Here is a 24,053-nt window from a genome sequence, read left to right as displayed (position 1 = left end):
AAATGGGGGCTAGTGCCCCCATCTCAAGTATTTTAACAACTTACAATTAAAGCGTACGCTCAACCTGTACAGTTTCAAATACTTCGATTTGGTCACCGACTTTAACGTCGTTGTAGTTCTTAACGCCGATACCACATTCCATACCGCTACGAACTTCAGCAACGTCATCTTTAAAGCGACGTAGTGATTCAAGCTCACCTTCGTAGATAACCACGTTATCACGAAGTACACGGATTGGCGCGCTACGTTTAACCACACCTTCAGTTACCATACAACCTGCAACAGCGCCGATCTTAGGTGACTTGAACACGTCACGAACTTCAGCAAGACCAATGATCTCTTGCTTAAATTCTGGTGCAAGCATACCTGTCATTGCTTGTTTTACTTCTTCGATTAGGTTGTAGATAACGCTGTAGTAACGTAAGTCTAGGTTCTCAGTATCAATAACTTTACGAGCAGAAGCGTCCGCACGTACGTTAAAGCCAACCATAATAGCGTTAGAAGCCGCTGCAAGGGTTGCATCTGTTTCAGTGATACCACCAACACCAGAACCGACGATCTTCACTTTCACTTCATCTGTAGACAGTTTAGTCAATGAATCAGCGATTGCTTCGATAGAACCTTGAACGTCTGCTTTCAGTACGATGTTCACTTCAGATACGTCGCCTTCAGTCATGTTAGAGAACATGTTCTCAAGCTTCGCTTTCTGCTGACGAGCGAGCTTCACTTCGCGGAACTTACCTTGACGGTATAGTGCCACTTCACGTGCTTTACGCTCATCACGAACTACTGTCGCTTCGTCACCAGCAGCTGGTACGCCAGAAAGACCTAAGATCTCTACAGGAATTGAAGGACCCGCTGATTTGATGTCTTTACCGTTTTCGTCTTTCATCGCGCGAACACGACCATATTCAAGACCGCAAAGTACGATATCACCTTGGTTTAGGGTACCTGATTGAACAAGTACAGAAGCGATAGGACCACGACCTTTGTCAAGACGAGACTCGATTACCACACCAGACGCCATACCTTCTTTAGAAGCTTGTAATTCTAATAGCTCAGATTGCATTAGGATAGCTTCTAGTAGCTCGTCAATACCAAGACCAGTCTTAGCTGAGATGTGAACAAACTGCGTTTCACCACCCCAGTCTTCTGGGATTACGTCTAGTTGAGCAAGCTCATTCTTAACGCGGTCAGGGTCAATACCCTCTTTATCCATCTTGTTCACGGCAACGATAAGTGGTACTTCGGCCGCTTTGGCGTGCTGTACCGCTTCTTTCGTCTGAGGCATTACACCATCATCTGCAGCAACAACTAGTACAACGATATCGGTTGCTTTCGCACCACGAGCACGCATTGACGTAAACGCCGCGTGTCCAGGAGTATCTAGGAAAGTGACCATGCCACTGTCTGTCTCAACATGGTATGCACCGATATGCTGAGTAATACCACCGGCCTCGCCGTCAGCAACTTTCGCTTTACGAATGTAGTCAAGTGTTGAGGTTTTACCGTGGTCAACGTGACCCATTACTGTCACTACTGGCGCACGTGGTTCAAGAGACCCCTCTTCACTGCGGTCACTTAGCACTTTTTCTTCCAGTTCATTTTCTTTTACTAGAACAACTTTATGACCCATTTCTTCAGCGACTAGCTGCGCAGTTTCTTGATCGATAACTTGGTTAATCGTAACCATGTCACCCATCTTCATCATGGTCTTAACAACTTCCGCACCTTTCACTGCCATACGAGAAGCAAGTTCTGCAACAGTGATAGTTTCACTGATACGTACTTCTTGTTTCACTTCGGCTGCAGGTTTTTGGAAACCGTGCTGTAACGAAGTTGGCGCTTTTAAGCGACCTTTTTTACCTTTCAGCTTCCTCGCATTCGCTTCTGCTGCTTCATCTTTTGCTGACTTTTTCTTCTTCTTACGACGTGCGCTTTTCTCTTCACGTGCGTCAGATTCATCTTCAGCTTCACGTGCGTAAGTTGAAGTTGTCAGGTGATGATCGGCATTTTCTTCACGACGAAGACGCTCTTCCTCTTCCGCCTTCCAACGTGCTTCGTTTTCTTCAGCTAGACGACGAGCTTCTTCCGCTTGACGTTTTGCTTCTTCTTCTGCCTTTTTCAGGGCTGCCGCTTCTGCTTCTTGACGCAGACGCTCAGCTTCTTGACGTTCTTTAATTTGTTGCGCGCTATCCACTTCTTTACTCTGCTTATCTTTGGCTTGACGTTCAGCATCCGCTTGTCGCTTCGCCTCTTCTTTAGCTTTGCGCTCGGCTTCCTCGTTGGCCTTGCGTTCCGCTTCTTCGCGCGCATTGCGCTCAGCTTCTTCTTTGGCCTGTTGCTCAGCTTGTTGCTGAGCCATTAACTCTGCTTCTTTGCGCGCAGCTTCCTCTGCAGCTAAGCGTTCTTGCTCTTTCTGCTGCTCGATTGCGCTCTTTTTAACGTAAGTGCGCTTCTTACGGACTTCTACAGATACAGACTTTGCTTTACCAGACGAGTTAACACTCAATGTGCTTTTACTCTTACGCTGTAGAGTCATACGCTCAGGACCGGTTGAACCAGTGCCACCGTGTTGCTTGCTCAAGTGATCAAGCAACGTCGCCTTTTCGGATTCAGTAACTTGGTCGCCCTCGGCTTTGGTGATCCCTGCATCTTTTAACTGTTGTAGTAATTTATCAACAGTTGTACCAATACTCTCGGCTAGTTTGTTAATGCTCACTTCTGCCATACGTGATGTTACCTCCGTTAATAAATTACTCTTCGCTGAACCAGCAAATGTTACGTGCAGCCATGATTAGCTCACCAGCTTGCTCTTCAGATAACTCAGAAATTTCGACTAAGTCATCAATACCTTGCTCAGCAAGATCTTCAAGTGTAACGATACCTTTGCTAGCAAAAACAAAAGCGGTGTGACGCTCAAGTCCTTCCAGTGCTAGTAGGTCTTCTGCAGGCTCTGCATTTTCAAGACTTTCTTCATCGCGAAGCGCTTTCGTAGTCAGTGCATCTTTTGCACGATTACGTAGCTCTTCAACTGTTTCTTCGTCTAGACCGTCAATTTCTAAAAATTCAGCTACTGGTACATAAGCAACCTCTTCAAGTGAAGAGAAACCTTCGTTGATCAGTAACGTTGCAAAATCATCGTCGATGTCTAGATTTTCAGTGAATAGATTAACCAGTTTATCTGATTCTTCCGCGCTCTTACGCTCCATCTCTTCCACTGTCATTACATTTAGTTCCCAACCAGTAAGTTGGCTAGCTAAGCGTACGTTTTGACCATTACGACCAATCGCTTGCGCTAGATTGTCAGCTTCAACTGCAATTTCCATCGTACGCGTATCTTCATCCATTACGATTGAAGCTACTTCAGCCGGTGCCATTGCGTTGATTACGAACTGTGCTGGGTTATCATCGTAAAGTACGATGTCAACACGTTCACCGCCAAGCTCTGAAGAGACTGCTTGTACACGTGCGCCACGCATACCAACACACGCACCTACAGGATCGATTCGCTTGTCGTTTGATTTTACAGCGATTTTAGCACGAGAACCAGGGTCACGTGCAGCGCCTCTCAGTTCAATCATTTCTTCGCCGATTTCAGGAACTTCAATACGGAACAGTTCCATCAACATTTCTGGCTTAGAACGCGTAACAAATAGCTGTGCACCACGTGCTTCAGGCTTCACTTCATACAGCAGACCTCGTACACGGTCACCTGGACGGAAGCTTTCGCGTGGTAGCATGTCTTCACGGTAAATTACCGCTTCAGCATTGTTACCAAGGTCGATAACGATAGCGTCACGCGTTGCCTTTTTAACAACACCTGTCACTAGCTCGCCTTTTTGATCTTTATATGCATCAACGACTAATGCGCGCTCAGCTTCTCGTACTTTTTGTACAATTACCTGCTTCGCCATTTGTGTCGTGATACGGTCAAATTTAATTGATTCGATCTGTTCTTCGACGTAATCACCTAATTGAATATCCGGCTCATCAACTTGCGCCGCTTCAAACGTAATTTCCGCATACGGATTTTCTAGTGAACCATCTTCTTGTGGCTCAACCGCTTTCCAACGACGAAAAGTATCGTACTCGCCCGTTTTACGGTCGATAGTAACGCGTACTTCGATTTCACCGTCGTGCTTCTTTTTTGTTGCTGTCGCTAGTGCGAACTCTAATGCTTCAAAAATCTTTTCTCTTGGGACCGCTTTTTCATTGGAAACAGCTTCTGCCACCAATAATATTTCTTTTGCCATAGGTAATGCCTCGCTTGCCCTTGTCCTTCGCACTCAAAGTTAGAATTTTGCGATGATATTGGCACGTTCAATGTTACTCAACATCAAGATAAAATCCTGACTGTCAACTTTCAACGTGATCATATCGCCATTAACTGCTACTAAGTCGCCTTTAAAATTACGGCGACCTTCTTGCGGAAGTTTAGTACGCAAACGTACTTCCTCTCCCACTGCTGCTTCATAGTGAGCTTGTTTGAATAATGGTCTGTCAACACCAGGAGAAGATACTTCCAAACTATATTCGTTCGTAATCGGGTCTTCGACATCTAAAATTGCACTAACTTGACGACTCACTTCCGCACAGTCATCTACATTAATGCCGTTTTCATGATCGATATATACACGAAGTGTAGAATGACGACCAGCTTGCACAAACTCAAGACCGAGTAATTCAAAGCCACACGCAGCAACTGCAGGCTCCAACATTTCAGTCAAATCTTGCTCGAGTTTTGACACAGAACTCCTCCATACAAACAAAAAAAGGGCCTAAAGCCCCAAATCATAGCTGCTTGATCTTGGGCTCAGAATACACCTTGCGCCAGATACAACAACGCCCCGAACCAAGCGGGGCGTCACACGAATAACAAACTGTGTGGCCAAAGGCCGTGCTTGGTTTGCGAGCTATCTCAGCCAAATTAATCATCAACTTAAACAAAAAAGCTGATGCTTAAACGCAAAACGCGCATTACAAGGAATGCGCGAAATCAAAGAACTCAATCTTTAACTTGGTTGCGGGAGCCGGATTTGAACCGACGACCTTCGGGTTATGAGCCCGACGAGCTACCAGGCTGCTCCATCCCGCGCCAACACATAAAATTGTTTTACTTCTACTTTTCAAAGAAGTGGCAATCGGATTTGAACCGACGACCTTCGGCTCTTTACAAAATTAAGCGCCCGACCATCTATCAAGCAACTCCATTCCACACCGAAACATAAATTGTTTTACTTCTACTTTTCAAAGAAGTGGTATCTTAAAAATACCATTTTACTGAGCAATGCATCGCTCATGCTTAAAGACAATTATACTGAAAAACAAAAGTCTCAGGCCTATTGCCTAAATATGCTGCGTATTATAAAGACAGTATGCCTAGATAGCAACCTTGATTTAGAACTATCTTCTGGTGTTTCAGTTCATTGTTGAGGTGCAATCCGGCATTTTACTTTTCATATATCACATCATCGCACCCAACTCATCGGTCCAGTTTGATTTTAACACTGCTTTATGTAACAAAAAGTAAACTCCTGATCCATAATTGAGTGCAATAAAATTAACTTCCTTCAATGATTAAACTAAGATTGAGGCAAGAGAGCCTTATCGATAGTAAGGCAAGAGCTTTACTATTTAATTATCTTAAAAACAATTTTTAACGTAATAAATGATAGGTTTGCTCCTTCAAGTCGAACAAGCTATTAATTGAAGCTGAAGTAGGAACAAAATGATGAAAGAAAGGAAAACCAAATGAAAGCAGCTATAAAATCAAGCTTATTACCAGCATTATCTTTATTTAGCTTTGAAGCATTTGCAGCGCAATGTGCATCGGCAGGACCACAAACACCGAGAGATATTGATAGTTCGCAGGGTCACAACAAACGAGTTTTTGCTATGGCTCCACCAAAAGAAAAACTCAACCTATGTAACATTCACTTTCATAAAAATGCGGAACACAAAGCCAAAGACTTCTCAGTAGTCTCTAATGACCCAAAATACGGTGGATTCCAGTGTAATGCGACAGCGAGCCTTACCCCAGCAGAGCTTGCTCCTGTAGAGGGTAAAGTATGTAGCAACGTAAAACCGGGCGACACAATTGAAGTACACTGGGTTCATAGCTCTTGTGATGTAAAACCAGGGCCCACACTTGGTGCTTGCTTGAACGACAGCTGTGCCAACCCCGATCTACGCGTTGAAACTCAGGTATTTTTGGTGGTTAATGATAAAAATGCGCAAGACTTCACTGCGCTTGATTATCAAGGGCAAGTTGGCGGCTACCATCAAGCAGGTGCTCTACCAAGTAATACAGGCACGCCGGTTGAGTTTCTAGGTTCAACCACAGGACCTAGCTATAACAACCAACAGTGTTCACCTTTACAGGTAAGCTGGAGCGTACGCCCAAGCTGTGCCAAGGTTGATATAAATAGTCTCGCACGTTGGTGTAAAGACAATGATTTTGAAGAGGACCATGCGCATGGCATTCGCAAACTTGTGACAGATCCACAGTTACTTTCTCCAATTACGCACTAATATTTTTAAATGAACGTGGGCCGTTGCTCAATATCGGCCTACTGTAGCTGGCTTCAGCATATTGAAATTCAATTAATTATTGCAATGTAAGAAAACTCTCACAAAAAGATATTAAAAAGTCTCGCATTTAAAAAAAACAGCTATACTCAAGCTTAGGCAATTTGTTTTCTTGAGCAAAGGATCCGCTCTTCACCAGTTTGAAGAGGCGTCTATGAGCATAACTCCCTATCAATATCAACTTTTAACTCAAACGCTAGCGAGTATTCGCCCGAATTTCCACGGCTTTTGCACCTCTTGGTATAACCAGATCCAACATTACGATTTACGTATGCAAATACCAACAAGCGTTGGACAAATTATAATCTGGGAACATCAGATATTCGATTTTGTACAAAATTGCGTAATGCGGATTCCGCAACAATCCAACTTATTGCTTTATCTGCAAAAGCAACGAGAAACACTTTTATTTATGGGTACGACAGAAAGAGATATCAGTGTCTTACTATTCACATTTACCGCAACATTGAAGAGTCACCTGGGCAGGCACTTTACCAGTGCCGCAAAGAATGCTTGGAATAAAGCGTTGCTACTTATAGAGAATATGCTTCGTTTTGAGTTATTCAAAAAGACAAATGTTATTGGCCTGCAGGAATTTAAAAAAGCACAACAGCAAGTGAACTAACTGAGCTTCTAGTCATAATTAGACAACTGCAACCACTAAACATCGCTCTAAAGCCAAAGTCTTGCTGAGCTTGCAAGTCCAAACTCTGCGTGACTTCTGGCTCTTAGCTTATTAGACTTTCATAAAATTTTTATATAGGAAGTGATAAAATGCTAAGAGCGATTGCCTTTGCGTCTACTATTGTTGTCTCACTCACCGCATGCGATATGCTGGAAGATTCTAAAGCCCAAATCGAGGCGCAATACTTGTCTGAACATCAAGAGCTACAGCAAGTGGTTGAACAGATCCGTGATAAAGGAATTGAGTCAGTACAAGCATCAGCAAAGGCAGGTAGTGTTGCAGCTTGTGTAGCAAACAATCTTGACGCCGACCCGATGGGGGCACTTATTACCGTTGAAGGGGCATTGCAAGACAGTGCAAATCTAAGCGACCTACTCAACTCTATTTCTCGCCTCAGTCAGCAGGAAATTTCCATCGAACAATTTCCTGATTTACTTCAGCAAGGTGCTGATACCGTTAGATATTTAAGAACCCTGCTCGAGCAGTACGATTTGGCTGAGCTAAAACAGCAAGCGAGCAACTTACTTGAACAAGGCCAAACCAAAACACAAGACGTTGGTGCTCACTTGCGGACACTTATCGAATCTTGCCAAACTAACTGAGCAATTTAGCTGATTGTTACGTATAGAGTCTTATTCGTTCATGACTGTTAAGAATAAACGTGAAAGTAGGACTCTATTTATTTGAAAACGACTGTCGCCTTAGTGATAATCCCGCACTTACAAAGCTGGCGTCTCTAGTCGACACACTTATCTGTATTTATCTACCCAGTGTAAACCTATGGACGGCTCGCAAAGCACAGTGTTCAACTTCTTTTGCTGTCGAATGTTATCGCAATCAGACGCTCAACGCCTTGCATCAATCACTAACGTCACAACAACAGAAGCTGTATATACTACGTGACACAACTCACCTCAAAGCACTGACCGAGATTATTCATACACAGCAGATAACTCATATTGGCCGCGCAGCTCATCCAGGATTCGATGAACAAAAACTTTGGTTAAAGTTACAAGACAAGTTTCCGCATATTCAATATATTAGCGCTTATTCTAGTACGCTATTTGAACCAGAGATATTACCACTCAAAATCAGTGAGCTGCCACCTAGTTTTACGCCATTTAGAAAAGCAGTTGAGGAAATTGAACCTAATCCACCTATTGCAACCGCTATACTTCCACCAAGGCCAAACCAGGTTGCTGATTTAACCGAATTCAAAGCAAATGTTCCATACAGTGTCAAAGTGCCAGCGGGTGAAGCACAAGCACAACAGCAGCTACAACAATATTTTCAAACGGATGCAGCGCTTACATACAAAGAAACCAGAAACGCCTTGTTCGGTGAGCATTTTTCCACTCGCTTTAGCCCGATACTCGCCTTTGGCGCTATCAGCCCTAAACAGATCAAGCAAGCACTTACTCAATTTGAGCAGCAAAGAGGCGCAAATGAGTCAACCTACTGGATTTGGTTTGAGCTTCTGTGGCGTGAGTACTTTCATTGGTATGCATTCAAACATCAACAGAAGCTATTTTACTTTTCAGGCGTCAAAGCCAAAACACCAAAAACCAGTTTCTATCCAGAGCGCTTTTTAAAGTGGTGCCAAGGTCAAACGCCCAGCGCACTAGTCAATGCCATTATGCACGAATTAACTAAAACTGGCTGGATTTCCAACAGAGCGAGACAAATAGCTGCGAGCTACTTTGTAAATGAGCTACAACTAGATTGGCGCTATGGTGCTGCTTTTTTTGAGCAACATCTTATCGATTATGACGTCGCGGCAAACTGGGGAAATTGGCAGTATAGCGCGGGCGTTGGGGCTGACCCTCGAGGCGGTCGCCATTTTAATATCAAAAAACAGCAAGAGCTATTTGACCCAGACAGCAAATATATAAAACTATGGCAAGGAGACGCCTCCTCACAACTAGATAGCTATGATTACGTTGGCTGGCCTTTGGAGAATAATGAATGACACAGCAAAAGCATCAGTACAAAGCCATCAGATTGATTCTTGGCGATCAACTCAACGCCAAACACAGTTGGTTTTCTGACGATAAAGCCGAGTATCTATATTTGATAGCAGAGCTCAAGCAAGAAGCTAACTACACCAAACATCACATACAAAAGGTATGCGCATTCTTCAAAGCCATGAAAAATTTCGCTATTGCTCTGGATACAGCAGGATTCAATGTGCTTCACCTTACACTTGATGAGACTCAGGACTATTCAGATCTTCCCGCTTTAATTACTGATTTATGTGATAAGTATCAAGTATCAAACTTCGACTATCAGCGACCTGACGAATATCGCTTACTCAAACAAATGACGGAGTTGAGATTAGACCATTTACAAGTTCGCTGCTTTGATACTGAGCATTTTCTAGTTCCATATGAAGAGCTGGATGACTATTTAACCCCAGGAAAACACACCACAATGGAGTTTTTCTATCGCAAGCTGAGGCGACGTTTTAATATATTGATGGAAGAAGGAGAACCCGTTGGTAAACAATGGAACTTCGACAGCCAAAACCGTAACAAGCTCAAACCAAAAGATATCGACGCTATTCCACAACCACTTTGTTTTGCCAACAATGTTAGTGACATTTTAAAGCGGATTGAACACCATAAAGTGAAGACTATTGGTAACACTAAAAATGAACTGCTTTGGCCGACTACACGCGCTCAAGCCCAAGAACTTTTATGCTATTTTTGTGAGCACCTACTGCCTTCATTCGGTCAATTTCAAGATTCAATGACCTGCAAAAGTGACGATAAATGGTCGCTGTATCACTCACGGCTCTCTTTTGCGCTCAACACAAAGATGCTCCACCCTAAACATGTTATTGATAGCGCGATCGCAGCTTACGAAAACAACTCACAAATTGATATCGCCCAGATTGAGGGGTTTGTTCGGCAAATATTGGGCTGGCGAGAATATATTCGAGCCGTTTACTGGCTCAATATGCCTGACTACCGCCATAAAAATTACTTGCTCGCTCAGCGCAACTTGCCAAGTTACTTTTGGCACGGAAAAACGAAGATGCGTTGCCTAAGTGAAGCCATCACTCAAAGCCTAGATTATGCCTACGCCCATCATATTCAAAGATTAATGGTCACAGGAAACTTTTGCCTGTTAACCGGAATTCACCCAGATCAAGTGGATGAGTGGTATTTAGGTATATACATCGACGCCATTGAATGGGTGGAAATGCCGAACACAAGAGGTATGACACAATTTGCTGATCACGGCATAGTAGCAACCAAACCTTATGCTGCAAGTGGTAACTACATGCAAAAAATGAGTGATTATTGTCAGCATTGCCACTACGACGTCAAACAAAAATCGGCGGACGATGCTTGCCCGCTTAACAGCCTTTATTGGCATTTTATGCACCGCCATGAAGACAAATTTGCCAATAACCATCGTATTGGCATGATCTATCGAAATTGGCAAAAACAAGATGAGAAAACACAGCAAGAAATACTTACAAGAGCACAGTGGTGTCTAGATAACATTGAGCAGCTTTAGGCTGCGCTTGCTCGCAACCTAATATTAAAAGAGACGCCAACGCCTTTTTTTAATTTTTACTTTATGAACCCAGTTCACCTCAATGGTAGTGACGGCAAGTACATCTCGAGACTGCTTTGAAATAAGTTCATAACTTAAACTCTCATCAGAACTAAAGTCTAACTCATATTTAAAAGTGTCTGTTTTAGCCCAGCATTGTAGGATTTTTTTCGACAAACTTTCTCGAATACAGTAGTCACCTTCAGTTGGTGCATTTACGGTTACTTTGACGTCCGCATAGCAGGTCCTCCCCTGGTTCAGGGCAACACACTTGCTTGGTACGGCATGGAGTATTCCCACTGAGACAGTTTCTTCGGCATGTAGCAATTCACTAAATAGCAAACCTAGAAACAACACTATCCATGTGATTAATTTAGAAAACATACTTCACCCCAGTAAAAAACACTCTAGCGTGACGAGAGCGAACTAAGGGGCTATCTAGCGTATCTTGCGATCCAACCAACCAAGATGCACCAGCGCTGAACACCCAATCTTCTGCAATGGGATAATTAAGCTGCATTTGTGCAAATGCAGAGGCTGAGGCACCGGGTTTATAGGGAGAAAGATACTCATTAACTTCAGCCTCAGAAACACCGTAAAAGTAGCTATGAAAATTACTAGAATAATAATTAGCGCCGAAATTTAGCCACAAATCCCAGTTTCTTAATTCAAAGTTACGTGTCGCTTCAAGGTGAAACACCCAACCATTGGTATCTCCAAAGACATCATAAACAACTTCAGCAACAGCAAGAAACTCTCCAACATGGCGGTAATATGAAAAACCTAGTGAATTGTCTTGTTTACGCTCTCTGATCCCTCGCAGCTCAGGCACTACATCGTCACTTTCATAGTAGCCGCGCTCCGAAAAAGGCAACATATAGCTGCCATAAATGGCATCTATTCCCCACTCACCATTATTGATAATTTGGTAACCAATATCCGATCCGCCAAAGAAATCCCCTGAATGAGTATTGAGGTAAAAGTTTTTATATTCTATTTTTGCATCGACAAGAAAGGTACCGTGTTTAAATGAAGAATCCGTACCAACCAAAGCCGGCATAGTCATATCAACATAGAAAGCACCAACACTCAGCTGCCAAGCAAACTCGCCGTCGAGCTCATCATCCCGTTCTTCGCATATTCCGTAAAACGGTAATAATAAACTGATTATTATAAGTAGTTTATTCATGGTTCCATTTATCTAGCGCAGATGTGCCTAAATTCTACCCGAGATCATACCTGACCCATTTATGACCAACAAGCTTCTTCTCTATTTTTTAGCCATCAGCATAAATTAACTTTATTTTAATTAAAAGTTCACATAAATTATTTTAAATAGCGCACTTTGCTTTTAGCAGAAAAATTTGCGTTCACATAAATTAAAATGAATAGAGGCAACTCATGAAAAAATATGTACTCCCTATAGCGCTACTAGTTGCAGCAGGTCAAAGCCACGCATTTAGTCAAGAAACACATAAGCGTATCGTAATCGATGCGGTGAACTACATGGCACAAAATCCAACAACGACACAGTATGCGAAACTACAAGCCTATGCTCAAGCTAACGGCATGTCTGTATCGCAGCTCGCCAATGTACTAGGTCAGGCAGCTTATGATGTCGATGACTTTGAAGATACGTTTTTTTGTGGCGCTATTACGGGTGATTGTGTACAGGCACCTCTTTGGGGGGCAGCTGAAAGCATAGTGAAATATACTAGCTACTGGCACTTCCAAAACCATACTCAAGGAGCTGATACTCACGGTAATGACTTCGGTGGTTATAATTATCAAAAGCTAACCGTGTGGGGCTCTGTTGATACAATGGCGGCTACTTGGTTAAAAGGTGACTATTTAGACGATGGTCATGGCGGAGAAACGGGTTGGTTCAGTGCTGATGACACTAAATACGATAGTTATGGGGTCACAGAAAAGCACTATCGCATTGATAGTCACTCAACATACAGTATGTACGATGATTTTGAAGAAATGCCTTTTCAACCGATTGATAACTTAGGTCAGTATTGGTACCAAAGTTATGTGCAAAGCGGAAACCCACAGGTACTCGGCTTTGTATTTCACACCACGGATTTACTGCAACCACACCATACTTGGACAACATCAGCTCTGAATCATGCTGGCTGGGAGTCTTGGGTAAAAGACTATTATGATCAAGAATCATTAAATGATTTTACTTTGGTCAAGCAAGCAATGAATAGTTTTAGTGCGGTTGATACTAACTCAACAGACATCCGCCCATTACTAACCCAAGGCGGCGCTTTCTCCTATTCGCAAGGTGGCATCGTATTGAATTCTGAGGATCATTACGACCGTGTGAATACAGGAAAACAAGTGATCCCACATGCGATAGCTATGGTTGTTCACTTACTCAATCACGCGATGGACGTGAGATAATGCGATTTTTTTTACTTCTCTTGGTAAGCAGTTATTGCTTACCAAGCTTTGCCTCACCAAGTATACCTAAAGCCCTGACGCCTTTGGTTCACCAACTCTATCTTGAGCAAGGTCGAAAGCTATCTAAAAAGCAAACTGCGGCGCAATTGCTTGAAAACCAATTTTTATTATTCCAAGCGAGGCAACTTAACCCAAGTATTTTGGAGCGCCAATCTAACGTTGGTTTCAGCACCGAATATCACGTCGATAAGTTTCTCGCAAGCTCACTCTTGCACTGGTTCCCAGTACTTTCTCAGCTTGAAAAAAAACACTACCCCTTGGTATTTGATAAAAATCAAATGCTCTCCTTACTGGGTCAGTACCCCGCTGACGGACAATATACTGCAGAGCAATTACTCAAATGGCAACAGCAGCAGCTAACAAAATCAGCGCCACTGACACTTGCTCAAGTATTACACAGCCAATCAATGCAAAATCGCTTTAAACTTCACCAAGGAGAGCTCGCGTTACTGCAAGCTATTGTCAATCAACATCTCAATCAACAGGCGCTATTTACCGCCGCAAAACCTTACGTGGCAAAGCAAGGTCTGACAATAGAACAGTTACGACAAGTGGTAACCGCAGAACTATTGAGGCCGAGCATGCTGGCATTTCTTGGTGTTAAGGAAGAGATGCACGGTGCAACGAGCCAGTATGTTGATGCCCTAAGAAGTGAAATTCCAGAAAGTGCTATCGCGAAGTATTATGAGCGTCATAAGAAGAGGTTTAAATACATCAAACAAGTCAGTGCAAGCGCAGCAAAGTTCCCCGAACAAAAAGCCGCACAGCAATTTAACGAATATGCAAATGCACACTCATGGCAACAAGCCGTCGCTAAATATACTCCCAATTTAATATGGCAAGCCAAACTCATTCCGCTGACGCGCCAAAGCACGCCAAAATGGGAAACACAGCTGGCGTTTAGTAACCAACAGGGCAAGATAACGCCTAGTATTCGCACGCCAAGTGGCGAATGGCTGGTATTGTATAGCCAATCACCGATATATGATTACTACGATGTGAAAAGTGAAACAGTACGCTACCAAGCACTGCGAGCACTAACCCAAGAGTTTGCTCAGCACAAATTCGAGCAAAATTATATGGCTTGGAAAGCAGCAAACAGCGGAGCGGTAATATGAAGTATTGGCAAGCATTGATCGTTATATTCCTTGGGGCAGTGATCGCTGCATTCACACTGCGTTTTGCCAACATCAGTTGGCAAAACGCCACATATAACGCCCTATCACAGGCAGAGGCTGAGCCCGAGCCGGAGAAAAGAGCTGAAGCATTAAGCGCACCAATCAATACTTATGCTCCACTCAACTCAAATGCCAAGACCTCACGCAAAGCTGTTAAGTCGATCACGGATCCTGAATATGTGCCGCCAATAAGCCGAGTCGAAAAGCAGAAGGATAATTTTCAGGGCGACTTGTCGGATACTAATGCCTACCAAGCGTATTTGAATCAAAAAGACGCCAAGTTAAAACAACAGTATATTGCGGCCGTCGATGTCAAAGTAGAGCAAATAGAAACACTGCTAGCGCGTGGGATTAAAGAGGGATTACCACAACAACAGTTACAAGAGGCAAGAGATAAAATCAATGCACTTAAAGACATGCAAAGTGAATTACGTATTGAACTAAGTGAACGTGATAACAAATAAAGTTAGGCAGTAGCTCCACTCGCCTAACCCCCTGCCAAAAGCGAAAACAATTAACGTACCTGCAGCTGAACCTTGCCGCTAGCCACATTAGGGTTTTTCATCACCGCATTGAGGACTACATCTTGTTGACCTCCGTGATAATAGCTAATAATTTCTTCCAGCACTTTTTTGGGAGTACTTGGATTCATCGCAAGTGCAAGGTGGGTAGCAAAGTCTCGTTTTAGACTCAAATAAGTTAGCGTGTTTGGTGCCGTCGCGGGGTTTTGTGCAACAGCTATATCTATCACATCGCCACTTTCAGGGAGATAAGAAACCAACGCTTCGAGTTGCTGAGCTGAAGTGTGACTGTCTTTGGCTTGTTTTAACACTACAACATGTTGATTCATGTGTAATAAGATATAGATCGCAATGCTGACAACACCTCCCCAAAGCGCTAAGTGTGTATATTTGATGCTCAGAACTAAGCCATCGACATGCATATCATGACGGGCAGCATGCATTTTCAAAAAGAAATAGCTAAAAATGGCGCTGAATAGAAAAACCAAAAAACTATGAATTAGCATGGCGTTTACACCAGCATCTTGCGAAAAGGGAGAAAATGGCACCTGGTGATGAAATTGTGCAGACATCCGAAACAACAGGGTATAAAATCCCCCCGCAATGAGTAACGATAACCCACCTGATTTCAACAACAATATCAGCTTATCTTTTAGTTCCATTCTTCATCTCAACGCAATATTTTTCTTCTACCATACAAGTAACCCGCTAAAAACACTACACAGATAACCTAAACAGCACTAAATTCACAGCCAATAACCCAACTTAGCCTTCTTTGAGCAAGTGGATGAAATACAAACCATACAGAGTAAAATCAGAAATTAGACAAAAAAAGCCGCCTTGCGACGGCTGGTTGGAAATCAATAGATTAGCTTAATATTACTTGCTCTCAAGTAAGTTGCCCGAGCCAATTTCTATTTTTCTTGGCTTCAGTGCTTCCGGTATCTCACGCTCGAGATCAATAACCAGTAAGCCGTGCGTTAGGTCTGCACTTAATACTTTGACGTGATCACCAAGTTGGAATTTGCGCTCGAAACCGCGCTCGGCAATACCTTGGTGAATAAATTTACGCTCTTTAGCTTCGTCAGCCGCTTGCTTTTGACCTTTCACAGTCAACGTATTGTTTTCTGACTCCAGCGTTAGCTCTTGCTCGGTAAATCCTGCAACAGCCATGGTAATTTGGTACTTGTCTTTACCTAGCGCTTCAATGTTGTATGGTGGATAGCTAGGTTGTTTATCTGTTCTTGCGGCATCATCCATCATAGAAGCTAAATGATCAAAACCGATAAATGAACGATATAATGGTGATAAATCTACTGTACGCATAATTTTGTATCCTCTTAAAGCTATACATAGGTGCTCACTCTTCAAAAAGAACAAATAAGCACTTTAAAAACAAATGGTTATTTAATTTATGAGGCCCTATCGGCGTCCTCATAAAGCTATTTATGGCCAGCAAATTTATTTTCAAGGAAATTCTTTTAAAAATTTTCAACTTTTATAAAAAATCTTTTTAAAACAGACAAGTATATTTTTTCTATCACATGTAGGTCGCTGAGGGATAGATGTTCATTCACTTGATGAATTGAATCATTCTTTACCCCGCATTCGATCACTTGCGTTTTTCCAGTCGCGAAGAAGCGACCATCAGAGGTGCCGCCTGCGGTACTTAAACTCGGATATTGCCCCGTTGTTTCTTGGATTGCTTGCTCTACCAGAGTTAAAAAGCAGTTTTCTTGCTTCGCGCCGGTGTAAAATGATTCACAAGGCCGCTCCCAACAGATCTCCAACTCAGTACCGGATTTAGCCAGCGACTCCTGAATGTACTGCACCACTTCTTGGCTTTTGTAAGCATGGCTGTAACGAATATTAAAGGTGATTTCACACTCTGCTGGTACTAAATTATCCACGATACTTGGAACTGTGATCCCGGTGACTTGCAGCGTGGTTTGCGATCCCACTTCATCTTTCCACCAAGGTAAAAGCGCGAGTTGACTAACTAACTGGCCGGCGACGTGAGCCGCATTAACGGTGTGTTCTGGATACGCCACATGCCCAGCCTTTCCTTTAACGTGAATACGTCCTGAAATGGCCCCGCGACGACCATTTTTTACCGTATCTCCCACCACTTGGTGTGAAGTCGGTTCCCCAACCAAACAAGCATCTAGCTCAATGTCATTTTCCACTAACCGCTCTGCGATCAATTTGGAACCAAACTCCGCTTCACCTTCTTCGTCAGACGTGAGCAACCAGTAAAAGCTTCCTTGTAATTTTTCACGGTGCTGAAGTAATGCTTTGGTTGCAGCAAGCATTGCCGCAACACCACCTTTCATATCTGCAGCTCCACGTCCATATATCACGCCATCAATAATCTGCGCACTAAATGGCGGCACAATCCAGCCTTTATTATTTGCAGGCACAACGTCCACGTGACCAGAAAAAGCAAAGGTGGGTCCTTCAGAGAAATGATAACTCGCAATTAAATTCTTTACTCCTTGCATCTCAAACTGCTCAATAGTAAAGCCCAGCGCGGCGAGTTGCTCTGACATAAAAGTGATAGTACCTGCATCACACGGCGTAACTGAGGGCGCTTGGATCAAGTGCGTTAATATCTCTGTGACGTAAGATGAGCTAAGATCTTGATATTGTGTTGCTAGTGACATAACTAAGAATGATTTGTAGATGAAATCTAGCAATTATTTAAAGATGAAACTTTGACCACAGCATTGCAGTTTTAATGCAAATTAATGACATCGAGAAAACTTAATCTAAATCAAACTTTCAAAAATTTCTGAAAGCTTACAATTTAAAAATTGATCTAGAACAGTTTTTCATTTTTTGAACCCTTTTAAGATGGCTTCATTGAAAACACACACTGTTTCACAGTTTAAAAATGTCCTCACATAGGGTTAGGAGAAGAAAATGAAAACTTTAAGCGCTGCACTTTTATCTACTCTGCTAGTTGCTGCTCCCTTCGCACACGCAAATTTCAGTGTTAATGTTGGTGCTATTAATGTAAACCCTGACAACACGGCCTCTGCCATTGATCAAGATAACTCGCTAGGCTTAGTCGCTGATTCAAATACTCAGCTTGGTATCACTCTTGATTACCACTACAGCGATAACATCGTGTTTGAACTAGTTGCGGCAACACCATTTTCTCATACCGTAGACGGTGCTGGTGGCTTGGCTGGAGCTGAAATTGCAGACATCAAACACTTGCCACCAACGCTACTTGCGCAGTACCACTTCTTTGATTCGAGTGCCAAGTTCCGTCCATTTATCGGTGCAGGTCTAAACTACACAGTATTCTTCGATGAAGAGCCAAGTGCAGCACTTAAGGCAACGCTAAAGACTAACGATGTGGAAGTTGATTTAGATAGCTCTTTTGGTATCGCATTACAAATTGGTTTTAACTACGACTTAAATGAAAAATGGGGTCTACACGGTATGATCTCCAAAATGGACATCAATACCGACGCAACAGTGTACGCAAACGGCGTAAAAGCATTGACTTCAGACGTTGAGATAGACCCTGTTGTGGCTATGTTCGGTGTGAAGTATAAGTTCTAACACCTAAGTAGTTTAAATCACAGATTTACTGTTACTTTCTCAATCCCCAAGGCCACTGATGTGGCCTTTATAATTTATATATTACTGTTTTTCTTTGCCTCTAACATGGCTTTCCAATGCATAATCTCAGGAGATAAAATAGGTGCTTCACCGTTAAACCCTGCCACTTCCAACATTTCCTCAACTGTAACTACCCCACCTTTGCGCTTGAATACTCCACGAACATACGCAATCGCATGTAGTCCACGCTTCGAATGAAATCGCTGCTCAATGTAAAAATATTTATGATCCCACCCCACCACCTTAGTGGTAATGGTAAACTTTTGCAGTGGTTTGATATCACGAATATAAGTAATCGCCGTTGCGTTCACAATTGGAAACCAGCGGCGTTTCATCACAGCTGCAAATAATCCAACTCGCTCTGTCATCCAAGTACGTGCCAAGTCCATGAACGCAAGATATCGAGAATTGGTCAAGTGCATATTAATATCACAGTCACTTGGTAGGGCACGATACTCAATATCTATCGGCGATAAAATGGAATCTGCTATTTGTTTATTCTGTCTTATTCTCCAAAACAACAGCAGTAAACGGAAATATAAATTCATAACAATGGTCTTACCAGTTAATAATTTTTCGATTCTAGCATAGCAATTCATATTCTAAAGTGATTATTTTGCTACGCTTACTTCTATAACCGATACATTGCTTTGACCCTTAGTTGCGGTAATGCTCTTGGTAAACTAGATTAATATCCTGAGCTTCGAAGAATGAGCGCCTTACTATCATGGCGAGAGAAGCCTGCAAAATAAGTTTAGAAACAACGAATTAGGCTTGGGCATGGCCAAGTCTATAATTAATAATAGCTAAAGTGAAGTCGATGAAAAAATTTTCCCTTTTTACTTATTTTACCTTGTTACTTGCCTTTTCCAGCGTGTGCTACGCAGACTTTGACTTTAAAGGAGAAGGCACATTAACTTACCCAACTGGTGTAGAAAAAGCGTTTGAGTTTGGTTTTGCTTGGAACAAACAGACTGAACAATTTCGCATAGGTGCGAATCTCTATGACATGTCTGAATTACCAGAGTCATACTCTGTCGCCATCACGCTAAGTAAAGACGATACCCGCGTTTGGATCCAAGAGTTCAATCAAGGTTTTATTTCTGAGTTTAAGTGGCAAATTGCAGATCATCACATCTCTCTTGTGAAAAAAGAGTTTAGTGACTCTGTGAAGGGTAATTACATCTTGACAGTAAATGGGATAGATTATTTCTTTGCGCGAGATAACGTTAGTATCACACTCTCTTTTGAAGAAGATGGCATTAAGAATATTAAGGTCGATGGCGTGACAAAAGACATGGGAACCAAATCATAAGGGCCACACACACCGCATGGCCTTCAGATCATACCTTGACTGTTTTTCTGTTTATCCCATACTCACGCAGCTTGTTGGCAACGGCTGTGTGACTCAATCCCAAACGTTTCGCCAGCTGTCGTGAACTTGGATAAGCAGGGTAAAGTTTGCGCAACAAAGTTGCTTCAAACCGCTTCACGGCTTGGTCTAACGTCCCTTCAAAGTCAGACTCCAAATAACCTAAGTCATGCGTAAAGGTCGGTAGGTTTAGATGCTCGGTACGAAGTTCTTTATCGTCAAGCAACGAAACTGCACGATAAATAGCGTTTTCTAGCTGCCTCACATTACCAGGCCACGGATAATTCTCTAAAAACTCAATACATTCTCTAGCAAGAGTTGGCGCTGGATGGCCATTTTGCTGGGCATATTTTTGTACAAAATGCTCAGCCAGAGGCCCGATATCTGCTTTCCTATCTCTGAGCGGCGCAATTTCAAGTGTTAGTACGTTAATACGATAGTAAAGGTCTTCTCTGAATGCACCTTCTTGCACCATTGCAGGCAAATCTTTTTGCGTTGCAGCTATGATGCGAACATTGACCTTAACTTCATTTTCGTCACCGACTTTACGGAAAGTACCATCTTGTAAGAAACGCAGTAACTTAGTCTGTAACTGTGTCGACATTTCACCCACTTCGTCGAGAAATACCGTGCCACCATCAGCCTGTTCTAATACACCGCGTTTTGGCGCTGCATTTTCTTCATATCCTGCGTAACCAAAAAGCTCGGATTCAGCAACGTCATCAGGTAATGAGGCGCAAGAAAGTGCGATAAAGGGTTTTAGCGAACGATTGGAAGCATAATGGCATGCTCTAGCCAGCAGCTCCTTACCCGTACCAGTTTCACCTGTGATCAGAATTGGCGCTTCTAGCTGTGCCATTTTTCTGGCTTCACGTACGACTCTGCGCATCGCTGTGCTGTGATTGTGAATGGTTGCAAAGCTTTCTTGACCATAACGACGAAATGCACTGACTTGTTGGCCTAATCGCGACTGCGACTTGATGTTAATTACCGCCCCTGCTAATACGTCACCTTCAATCCCCTGAGGTACCGAAATTGGCAAAATATCAGCAATAAAATCTTCCCCACCCACTTCTACTCGAGTCGTTTGGCCTAATACCTCTTTACCTTCTAACCAGCGGGTAAAATTAAATCCTTTCAAAAGGTTGTTAATATTAGCACCGATCACTTCCTTCTCAACCATGTTTAGGTCACGACAAGCTGCATCATTGCAGTGACGAACCCAACCTTTAGCATCAATAGAAATTACGCCATCAGGCAAAGCGCTGAGCAAAGTATTCAACTCATTATGCTCACGTTCTGATGGTAAAAACGCGGTAGTACGAACATCTTCAACGCCATCAATTAAACGGATCTCAGGCATAATTTTCTGGAACTGTTCAAATTCGATGGGTGGAAAGCTCACGTACATTCGACAATTTACTGAATCAACTTCTATACCTTTTAAGTCGACACGGTAACTCACCAAGATATTGAGAATTTCTTGGGCAATACCAATACGGTCAGCGCAATGTATCTCTAGACGCATTTGTTCCTCAAAGCGGGTTTTAACAATTGATGAGATCATACTCTAAGAATAGCTGGCCGACTAGAAAAACGTAAAGAATATTGAACAGGATTTTATCTACTTTCGTAAATTCTTACCCTATACTAATAGTGAACAGAAAAAAGTTGCTTATTAAAACACCTTTCAGCGCTTATTAAGTTTTTGATTTAGAAAATCATATTCTATTTCAAAAGATTGCAACGCATAAACACTTATAGATATAATACTAAAGAACTAATTAATGTATCTTTTTTGAAAGCAGGTTGGCCACAATGAAAAAAATACTAAGCTTGGTACTACTAATTGCACTCACAGCCTGTTCTGTAGAAGATCCAAATGAAACAGGGCCTTCTCAAACTGATAAAGATGAAGATAAAAGCCAGCAAGATAGAGATAAAGAGACACCCAATTTAAGTGTATTGTTGAAAAATGCAAACACAGCGCCCATCGCCGGCGCTAATCTCACTATAAATGGTCAATCGTTTACCTCAAATAGCGATGGCATGTTTGACTTATCGACTTTAGCTTATGGTACTTATGTTGCAGAAGTATCTCACCCAGATTACTTGCCTTTGGTATTTACGTTAGCGAATCAAAATAATAACGAACACCAACTCTCGCTTGAACTAAAAGCCAAATCGAGCACCCTAAAAACCATACTTTTTGCTGGTGATACCATGTTTGGGCGTCGTTATTTCAACCCAAATTTAATTACGATGGGAAATTCATTGCCAAGCACACCTGACGGACTGATCCAACCTCAAAGCGCAGGTCCTGATGCCCAAGCGCTAGTAAAGTTTATGCATCCTTTATTTAAAAATGTTGATTTTGCTTCGGTTAACTTGGAATCTCCAATCTTAAAAAACCCAACCACGGTCCACCCAAGTAAAGAGTTCGCATTTTTTAGTTTGCCGGAATCATTAATTGCCCTCAACGATTTGGGTATTGACTACGTAGCTCTTGGCAATAACCATGTCTATGACTATCGAGCTCCAGGGCTTAACGATACCTTGAAGTATGTTGAACAAGCAGGGTTTAAACACAGTGGCGCTGGCATAAATGCGACCGAGGCATTCAAGCCTTATAGTTTAAGCCTTGGTGAGGCAACCATAGATTTTGTCTCGGCGACTTCTATAACTGGCGACCAACATACTGTTACATACGTGGCATCAGACGCTAAAGGGGGCGCTGCCGATCTGACTGACACCAGCGGCATTAGAGAAACGGTGGTTCAGGCCAGTAACAACGGCCGCTTTGTTGTAGCTCAACTACATGGTGGTGACGAGTATGCTTACGCGCCAACAGCGTATATTTCAAACCGCTTTGATTTACTCTCCAACAATGGCGCTAGCTTAATGATCGCGCATCATCCTCACGTTGCACAAGGGTTTGGACTATACAATGGCGTACCAACCATACTTGGGCTGGGCAACTTTGTGTTTGAGCAAAATCGTCTTGAGACCTTTTTAGGACTGATCACAGTTGTCGAATTAGAAACCGCAGGCACTCCTAAAATCAATGCATTAAAAGCCTATCCCGTTTATCTAGAAGACTATGTTCCTAAGTTTGTAAGTGGCGATCTTGCCAATGCCCTACTAAAACGCATCGCTGAATTTTCTTCACCCGAAATTGGTATCTCATTGCGCTCTGGATTTGCAGAAGTCACCTTTGATAAACCTATTCAAGCAAAAGAAATCGAGCAAAAAGTCATTACCTTGGAAGCCGGTGAGCACATTGTTGATTTACGCCAATATTCAAACAGTGCTGAGTTTCTTAGCAAACTCACTTCTAGTAATGCTCAAGCAGAGCTTGTGCTTGGTCGCGACTTATTGTTCTTTGGCGATTTTGAGGACTGGGACAGCGATGACGAAAAAGGAGAAGTCTCTCGTTGGTTGATTGAGGCTGACGATATCGCGCCCTGTTTAGTCGGCAAATATCGAGGTTCACAAGGGCTCTGCTTACAGCGAACACAATTTAATGAAACGCCAACGCGTGTGCCATTCAAGCATACTATTCGCACCATGCCAATAACACCAGCGCCGAGCACGGCAAAGGCTTACCATGAGCTGTCACTTTTTGGTTATGCTAAAGGAGACAATGCAGGTGAATTCAAGGCCGATATCCGCATCTTAACTTCAGAAGATAGCCTTATCTTTTCCGAGTCAACGCCACTGTTAAAAACAGCTGGCAGCTATGACTGGCAAACGTTTAGACAAGATATTACCTTACCTGACGATTCCATTGTGCTTGGCGATGAAGGACTGCCTGCTCGTGGAGTGCAGTTTGGCCTATCCATGGCACCACCAAGTAGCGGTGAAAGTGCCTTATTCTTAGATGATATTGCGATGATCTCGTGGCAGCGCCCACTAGAGCTTCAAAATGGTCAGTGGCAAAGCGCACAAATTCATGGCCTAGAATTTATTAAAATAAAAGTAGCGAAGACGACTGAGCTGACTCTCACTTTTAGCCAACAATAAGAGAATAAATAAAG

Annotated in this window: 21 protein-coding genes and 1 tRNA gene; 11 read left to right on the top strand and 11 right to left on the bottom strand. The window is 42.7% G+C overall.

Translation table 11 applies throughout. The features are described from left to right. Window positions 1-46 precede the first annotated feature (46 nt). From infB to DRB05_RS02395, 4 genes are all read right to left on the bottom strand, one after another. Window positions 47-2,731, bottom strand: coding sequence for a translation initiation factor IF-2 (gene infB, locus DRB05_RS02410; protein ID WP_128725525.1), 2,685 nt, complete (start codon window positions 2,729-2,731; stop codon window positions 47-49). A 25-nt stretch (window positions 2,732-2,756) separates the two neighbouring features. Beyond that, on the bottom strand, window positions 2,757-4,256 hold the full coding sequence (gene nusA / locus DRB05_RS02405; RefSeq protein WP_128725524.1) for a transcription termination factor NusA: 1,500 nt from the start codon (window positions 4,254-4,256) through the stop codon (window positions 2,757-2,759). A gap of 39 nt (window positions 4,257-4,295) precedes the next feature. After that, window positions 4,296-4,751, bottom strand: coding sequence for a ribosome maturation factor RimP (rimP, locus tag DRB05_RS02400; protein ID WP_088531273.1), 456 nt, complete (start codon window positions 4,749-4,751; stop codon window positions 4,296-4,298). 270 nt (window positions 4,752-5,021) lie between these two features. Continuing rightward, window positions 5,022-5,098, bottom strand: a tRNA-Met gene (locus DRB05_RS02395). A 656-nt stretch (window positions 5,099-5,754) separates the two neighbouring features. On the opposite strand from DRB05_RS02395, the gene DRB05_RS02390 reads away from it, so the two are divergent. From DRB05_RS02390 to DRB05_RS02370, 5 genes are all read left to right on the top strand, one after another. Further along, complete coding sequence (locus tag DRB05_RS02390; protein WP_128725523.1) at window positions 5,755-6,534, top strand: delta-class carbonic anhydrase; 780 nt, start codon at window positions 5,755-5,757, stop codon at window positions 6,532-6,534. 211 nt (window positions 6,535-6,745) lie between these two features. Further along, window positions 6,746-7,216 (top strand): hypothetical protein, encoded by a 471-nt coding sequence (locus tag DRB05_RS02385; RefSeq protein ID WP_128725522.1) that lies wholly within the window; start codon window positions 6,746-6,748, stop codon window positions 7,214-7,216. Window positions 7,217-7,365: 149 nt separating this feature from the next. Then, window positions 7,366-7,878 carry a hypothetical protein gene (locus DRB05_RS02380; RefSeq protein ID WP_128725521.1) on the top strand — a complete coding sequence of 171 codons (513 nt, stop codon included), beginning with the start codon at window positions 7,366-7,368 and terminating at the stop codon, window positions 7,876-7,878. A 59-nt stretch (window positions 7,879-7,937) separates the two neighbouring features. After that, window positions 7,938-9,245, top strand: coding sequence for a DASH family cryptochrome (locus DRB05_RS02375; RefSeq protein WP_128725520.1), 1,308 nt, complete (start codon window positions 7,938-7,940; stop codon window positions 9,243-9,245). Beyond that, window positions 9,242-10,801, top strand: coding sequence for a cryptochrome/photolyase family protein (locus DRB05_RS02370; RefSeq protein ID WP_128725519.1), 1,560 nt, complete (start codon window positions 9,242-9,244; stop codon window positions 10,799-10,801). Before DRB05_RS02375 ends, DRB05_RS02370 begins: the two co-directional genes overlap by 4 nt. A gap of 24 nt (window positions 10,802-10,825) precedes the next feature. On the opposite strand, the gene DRB05_RS02365 is transcribed toward DRB05_RS02370, so the two are convergent. Both DRB05_RS02365 and DRB05_RS02360 read right to left on the bottom strand, forming a co-directional pair. After that, a complete protein-coding gene (locus DRB05_RS02365; RefSeq protein ID WP_128725518.1) occupies window positions 10,826-11,224 on the bottom strand; it encodes a DUF3019 domain-containing protein in 399 nt (132 codons plus the stop codon). Next, window positions 11,214-12,029 (bottom strand): MipA/OmpV family protein, encoded by an 816-nt coding sequence (locus DRB05_RS02360; RefSeq protein WP_128725517.1) that lies wholly within the window; start codon window positions 12,027-12,029, stop codon window positions 11,214-11,216. Before DRB05_RS02360 ends, DRB05_RS02365 begins: the two co-directional genes overlap by 11 nt. 212 nt (window positions 12,030-12,241) lie before the next feature. Between DRB05_RS02360 and DRB05_RS02355 the strand changes: the two genes are divergently transcribed. Genes DRB05_RS02355 through DRB05_RS02345 form a run of 3 tightly spaced genes read left to right on the top strand, consistent with a single transcriptional unit; the run spans window position 12,242 to window position 14,954 of the window. Next, window positions 12,242-13,252 (top strand): phospholipase, encoded by a 1,011-nt coding sequence (locus DRB05_RS02355; protein ID WP_128725516.1) that lies wholly within the window; start codon window positions 12,242-12,244, stop codon window positions 13,250-13,252. Then, window positions 13,252-14,430 carry a peptidylprolyl isomerase gene (locus DRB05_RS02350; RefSeq protein WP_128725515.1) on the top strand — a complete coding sequence of 393 codons (1,179 nt, stop codon included), beginning with the start codon at window positions 13,252-13,254 and terminating at the stop codon, window positions 14,428-14,430. Before DRB05_RS02355 ends, DRB05_RS02350 begins: the two co-directional genes overlap by 1 nt. Further along, the gene (locus DRB05_RS02345; protein ID WP_128725514.1) at window positions 14,427-14,954 is read left to right on the top strand and encodes a hypothetical protein; all 528 of its coding nucleotides are present in this window, start codon (window positions 14,427-14,429) and stop codon (window positions 14,952-14,954) included. Before DRB05_RS02350 ends, DRB05_RS02345 begins: the two co-directional genes overlap by 4 nt. A 50-nt stretch (window positions 14,955-15,004) precedes the next feature. On the opposite strand, the gene DRB05_RS02340 is transcribed toward DRB05_RS02345, so the two are convergent. The 3 genes from DRB05_RS02340 to dapE form a co-directional block, all read right to left on the bottom strand. Beyond that, window positions 15,005-15,673 carry a hypothetical protein gene (locus DRB05_RS02340; protein WP_128725513.1) on the bottom strand — a complete coding sequence of 223 codons (669 nt, stop codon included), beginning with the start codon at window positions 15,671-15,673 and terminating at the stop codon, window positions 15,005-15,007. A gap of 217 nt (window positions 15,674-15,890) precedes the next feature. Next, entirely contained in the window at window positions 15,891-16,337 is a 447-nt protein-coding gene (locus DRB05_RS02335; RefSeq protein WP_128725512.1) for an Hsp20 family protein, read from the bottom strand. A 155-nt stretch (window positions 16,338-16,492) separates the two neighbouring features. Then, entirely contained in the window at window positions 16,493-17,674 is a 1,182-nt protein-coding gene (dapE, locus tag DRB05_RS02330; RefSeq protein ID WP_128725511.1) for a succinyl-diaminopimelate desuccinylase, read from the bottom strand. Window positions 17,675-17,933: 259 nt separating this feature from the next. On the opposite strand from dapE, the gene DRB05_RS02325 reads away from it, so the two are divergent. Beyond that, window positions 17,934-18,584 carry an OmpW family outer membrane protein gene (locus DRB05_RS02325; RefSeq protein ID WP_128725510.1) on the top strand — a complete coding sequence of 217 codons (651 nt, stop codon included), beginning with the start codon at window positions 17,934-17,936 and terminating at the stop codon, window positions 18,582-18,584. A gap of 74 nt (window positions 18,585-18,658) precedes the next feature. Here the strand turns inward: DRB05_RS02325 and DRB05_RS02320 are convergent, their stop codons facing one another. Next, the gene (locus DRB05_RS02320; protein WP_128725509.1) at window positions 18,659-19,192 is read right to left on the bottom strand and encodes an acyl-CoA thioesterase; all 534 of its coding nucleotides are present in this window, start codon (window positions 19,190-19,192) and stop codon (window positions 18,659-18,661) included. 272 nt (window positions 19,193-19,464) lie between these two features. Between DRB05_RS02320 and DRB05_RS02315 the strand changes: the two genes are divergently transcribed. After that, window positions 19,465-19,959, top strand: coding sequence for a hypothetical protein (locus DRB05_RS02315; RefSeq protein WP_162847778.1), 495 nt, complete (start codon window positions 19,465-19,467; stop codon window positions 19,957-19,959). Window positions 19,960-19,987: 28 nt separating this feature from the next. Here DRB05_RS02315 and tyrR read toward each other — a convergent pair whose 3' ends face one another. Continuing rightward, window positions 19,988-21,544 (bottom strand): transcriptional regulator TyrR, encoded by a 1,557-nt coding sequence (tyrR, locus tag DRB05_RS02310; RefSeq protein ID WP_128725508.1) that lies wholly within the window; start codon window positions 21,542-21,544, stop codon window positions 19,988-19,990. A gap of 290 nt (window positions 21,545-21,834) precedes the next feature. Here tyrR and DRB05_RS02305 point away from each other — a divergent pair, with 290 nt between their 5' ends. Then, window positions 21,835-24,039: a CapA family protein gene (locus tag DRB05_RS02305; protein ID WP_193554551.1), complete on the top strand. Its 2,205-nt coding sequence runs from the start codon at window positions 21,835-21,837 to the stop codon at window positions 24,037-24,039. The last annotated feature ends 14 nt before the right edge of the window (window positions 24,040-24,053 follow it).

This window comes from Pseudoalteromonas sp. A757 (assembly GCF_004103285.1).
Taxonomy (GTDB): domain Bacteria; phylum Pseudomonadota; class Gammaproteobacteria; order Enterobacterales; family Alteromonadaceae; genus Pseudoalteromonas; species Pseudoalteromonas galatheae.
This window is presented reverse-complemented; position numbering and strand designations above follow the sequence as displayed.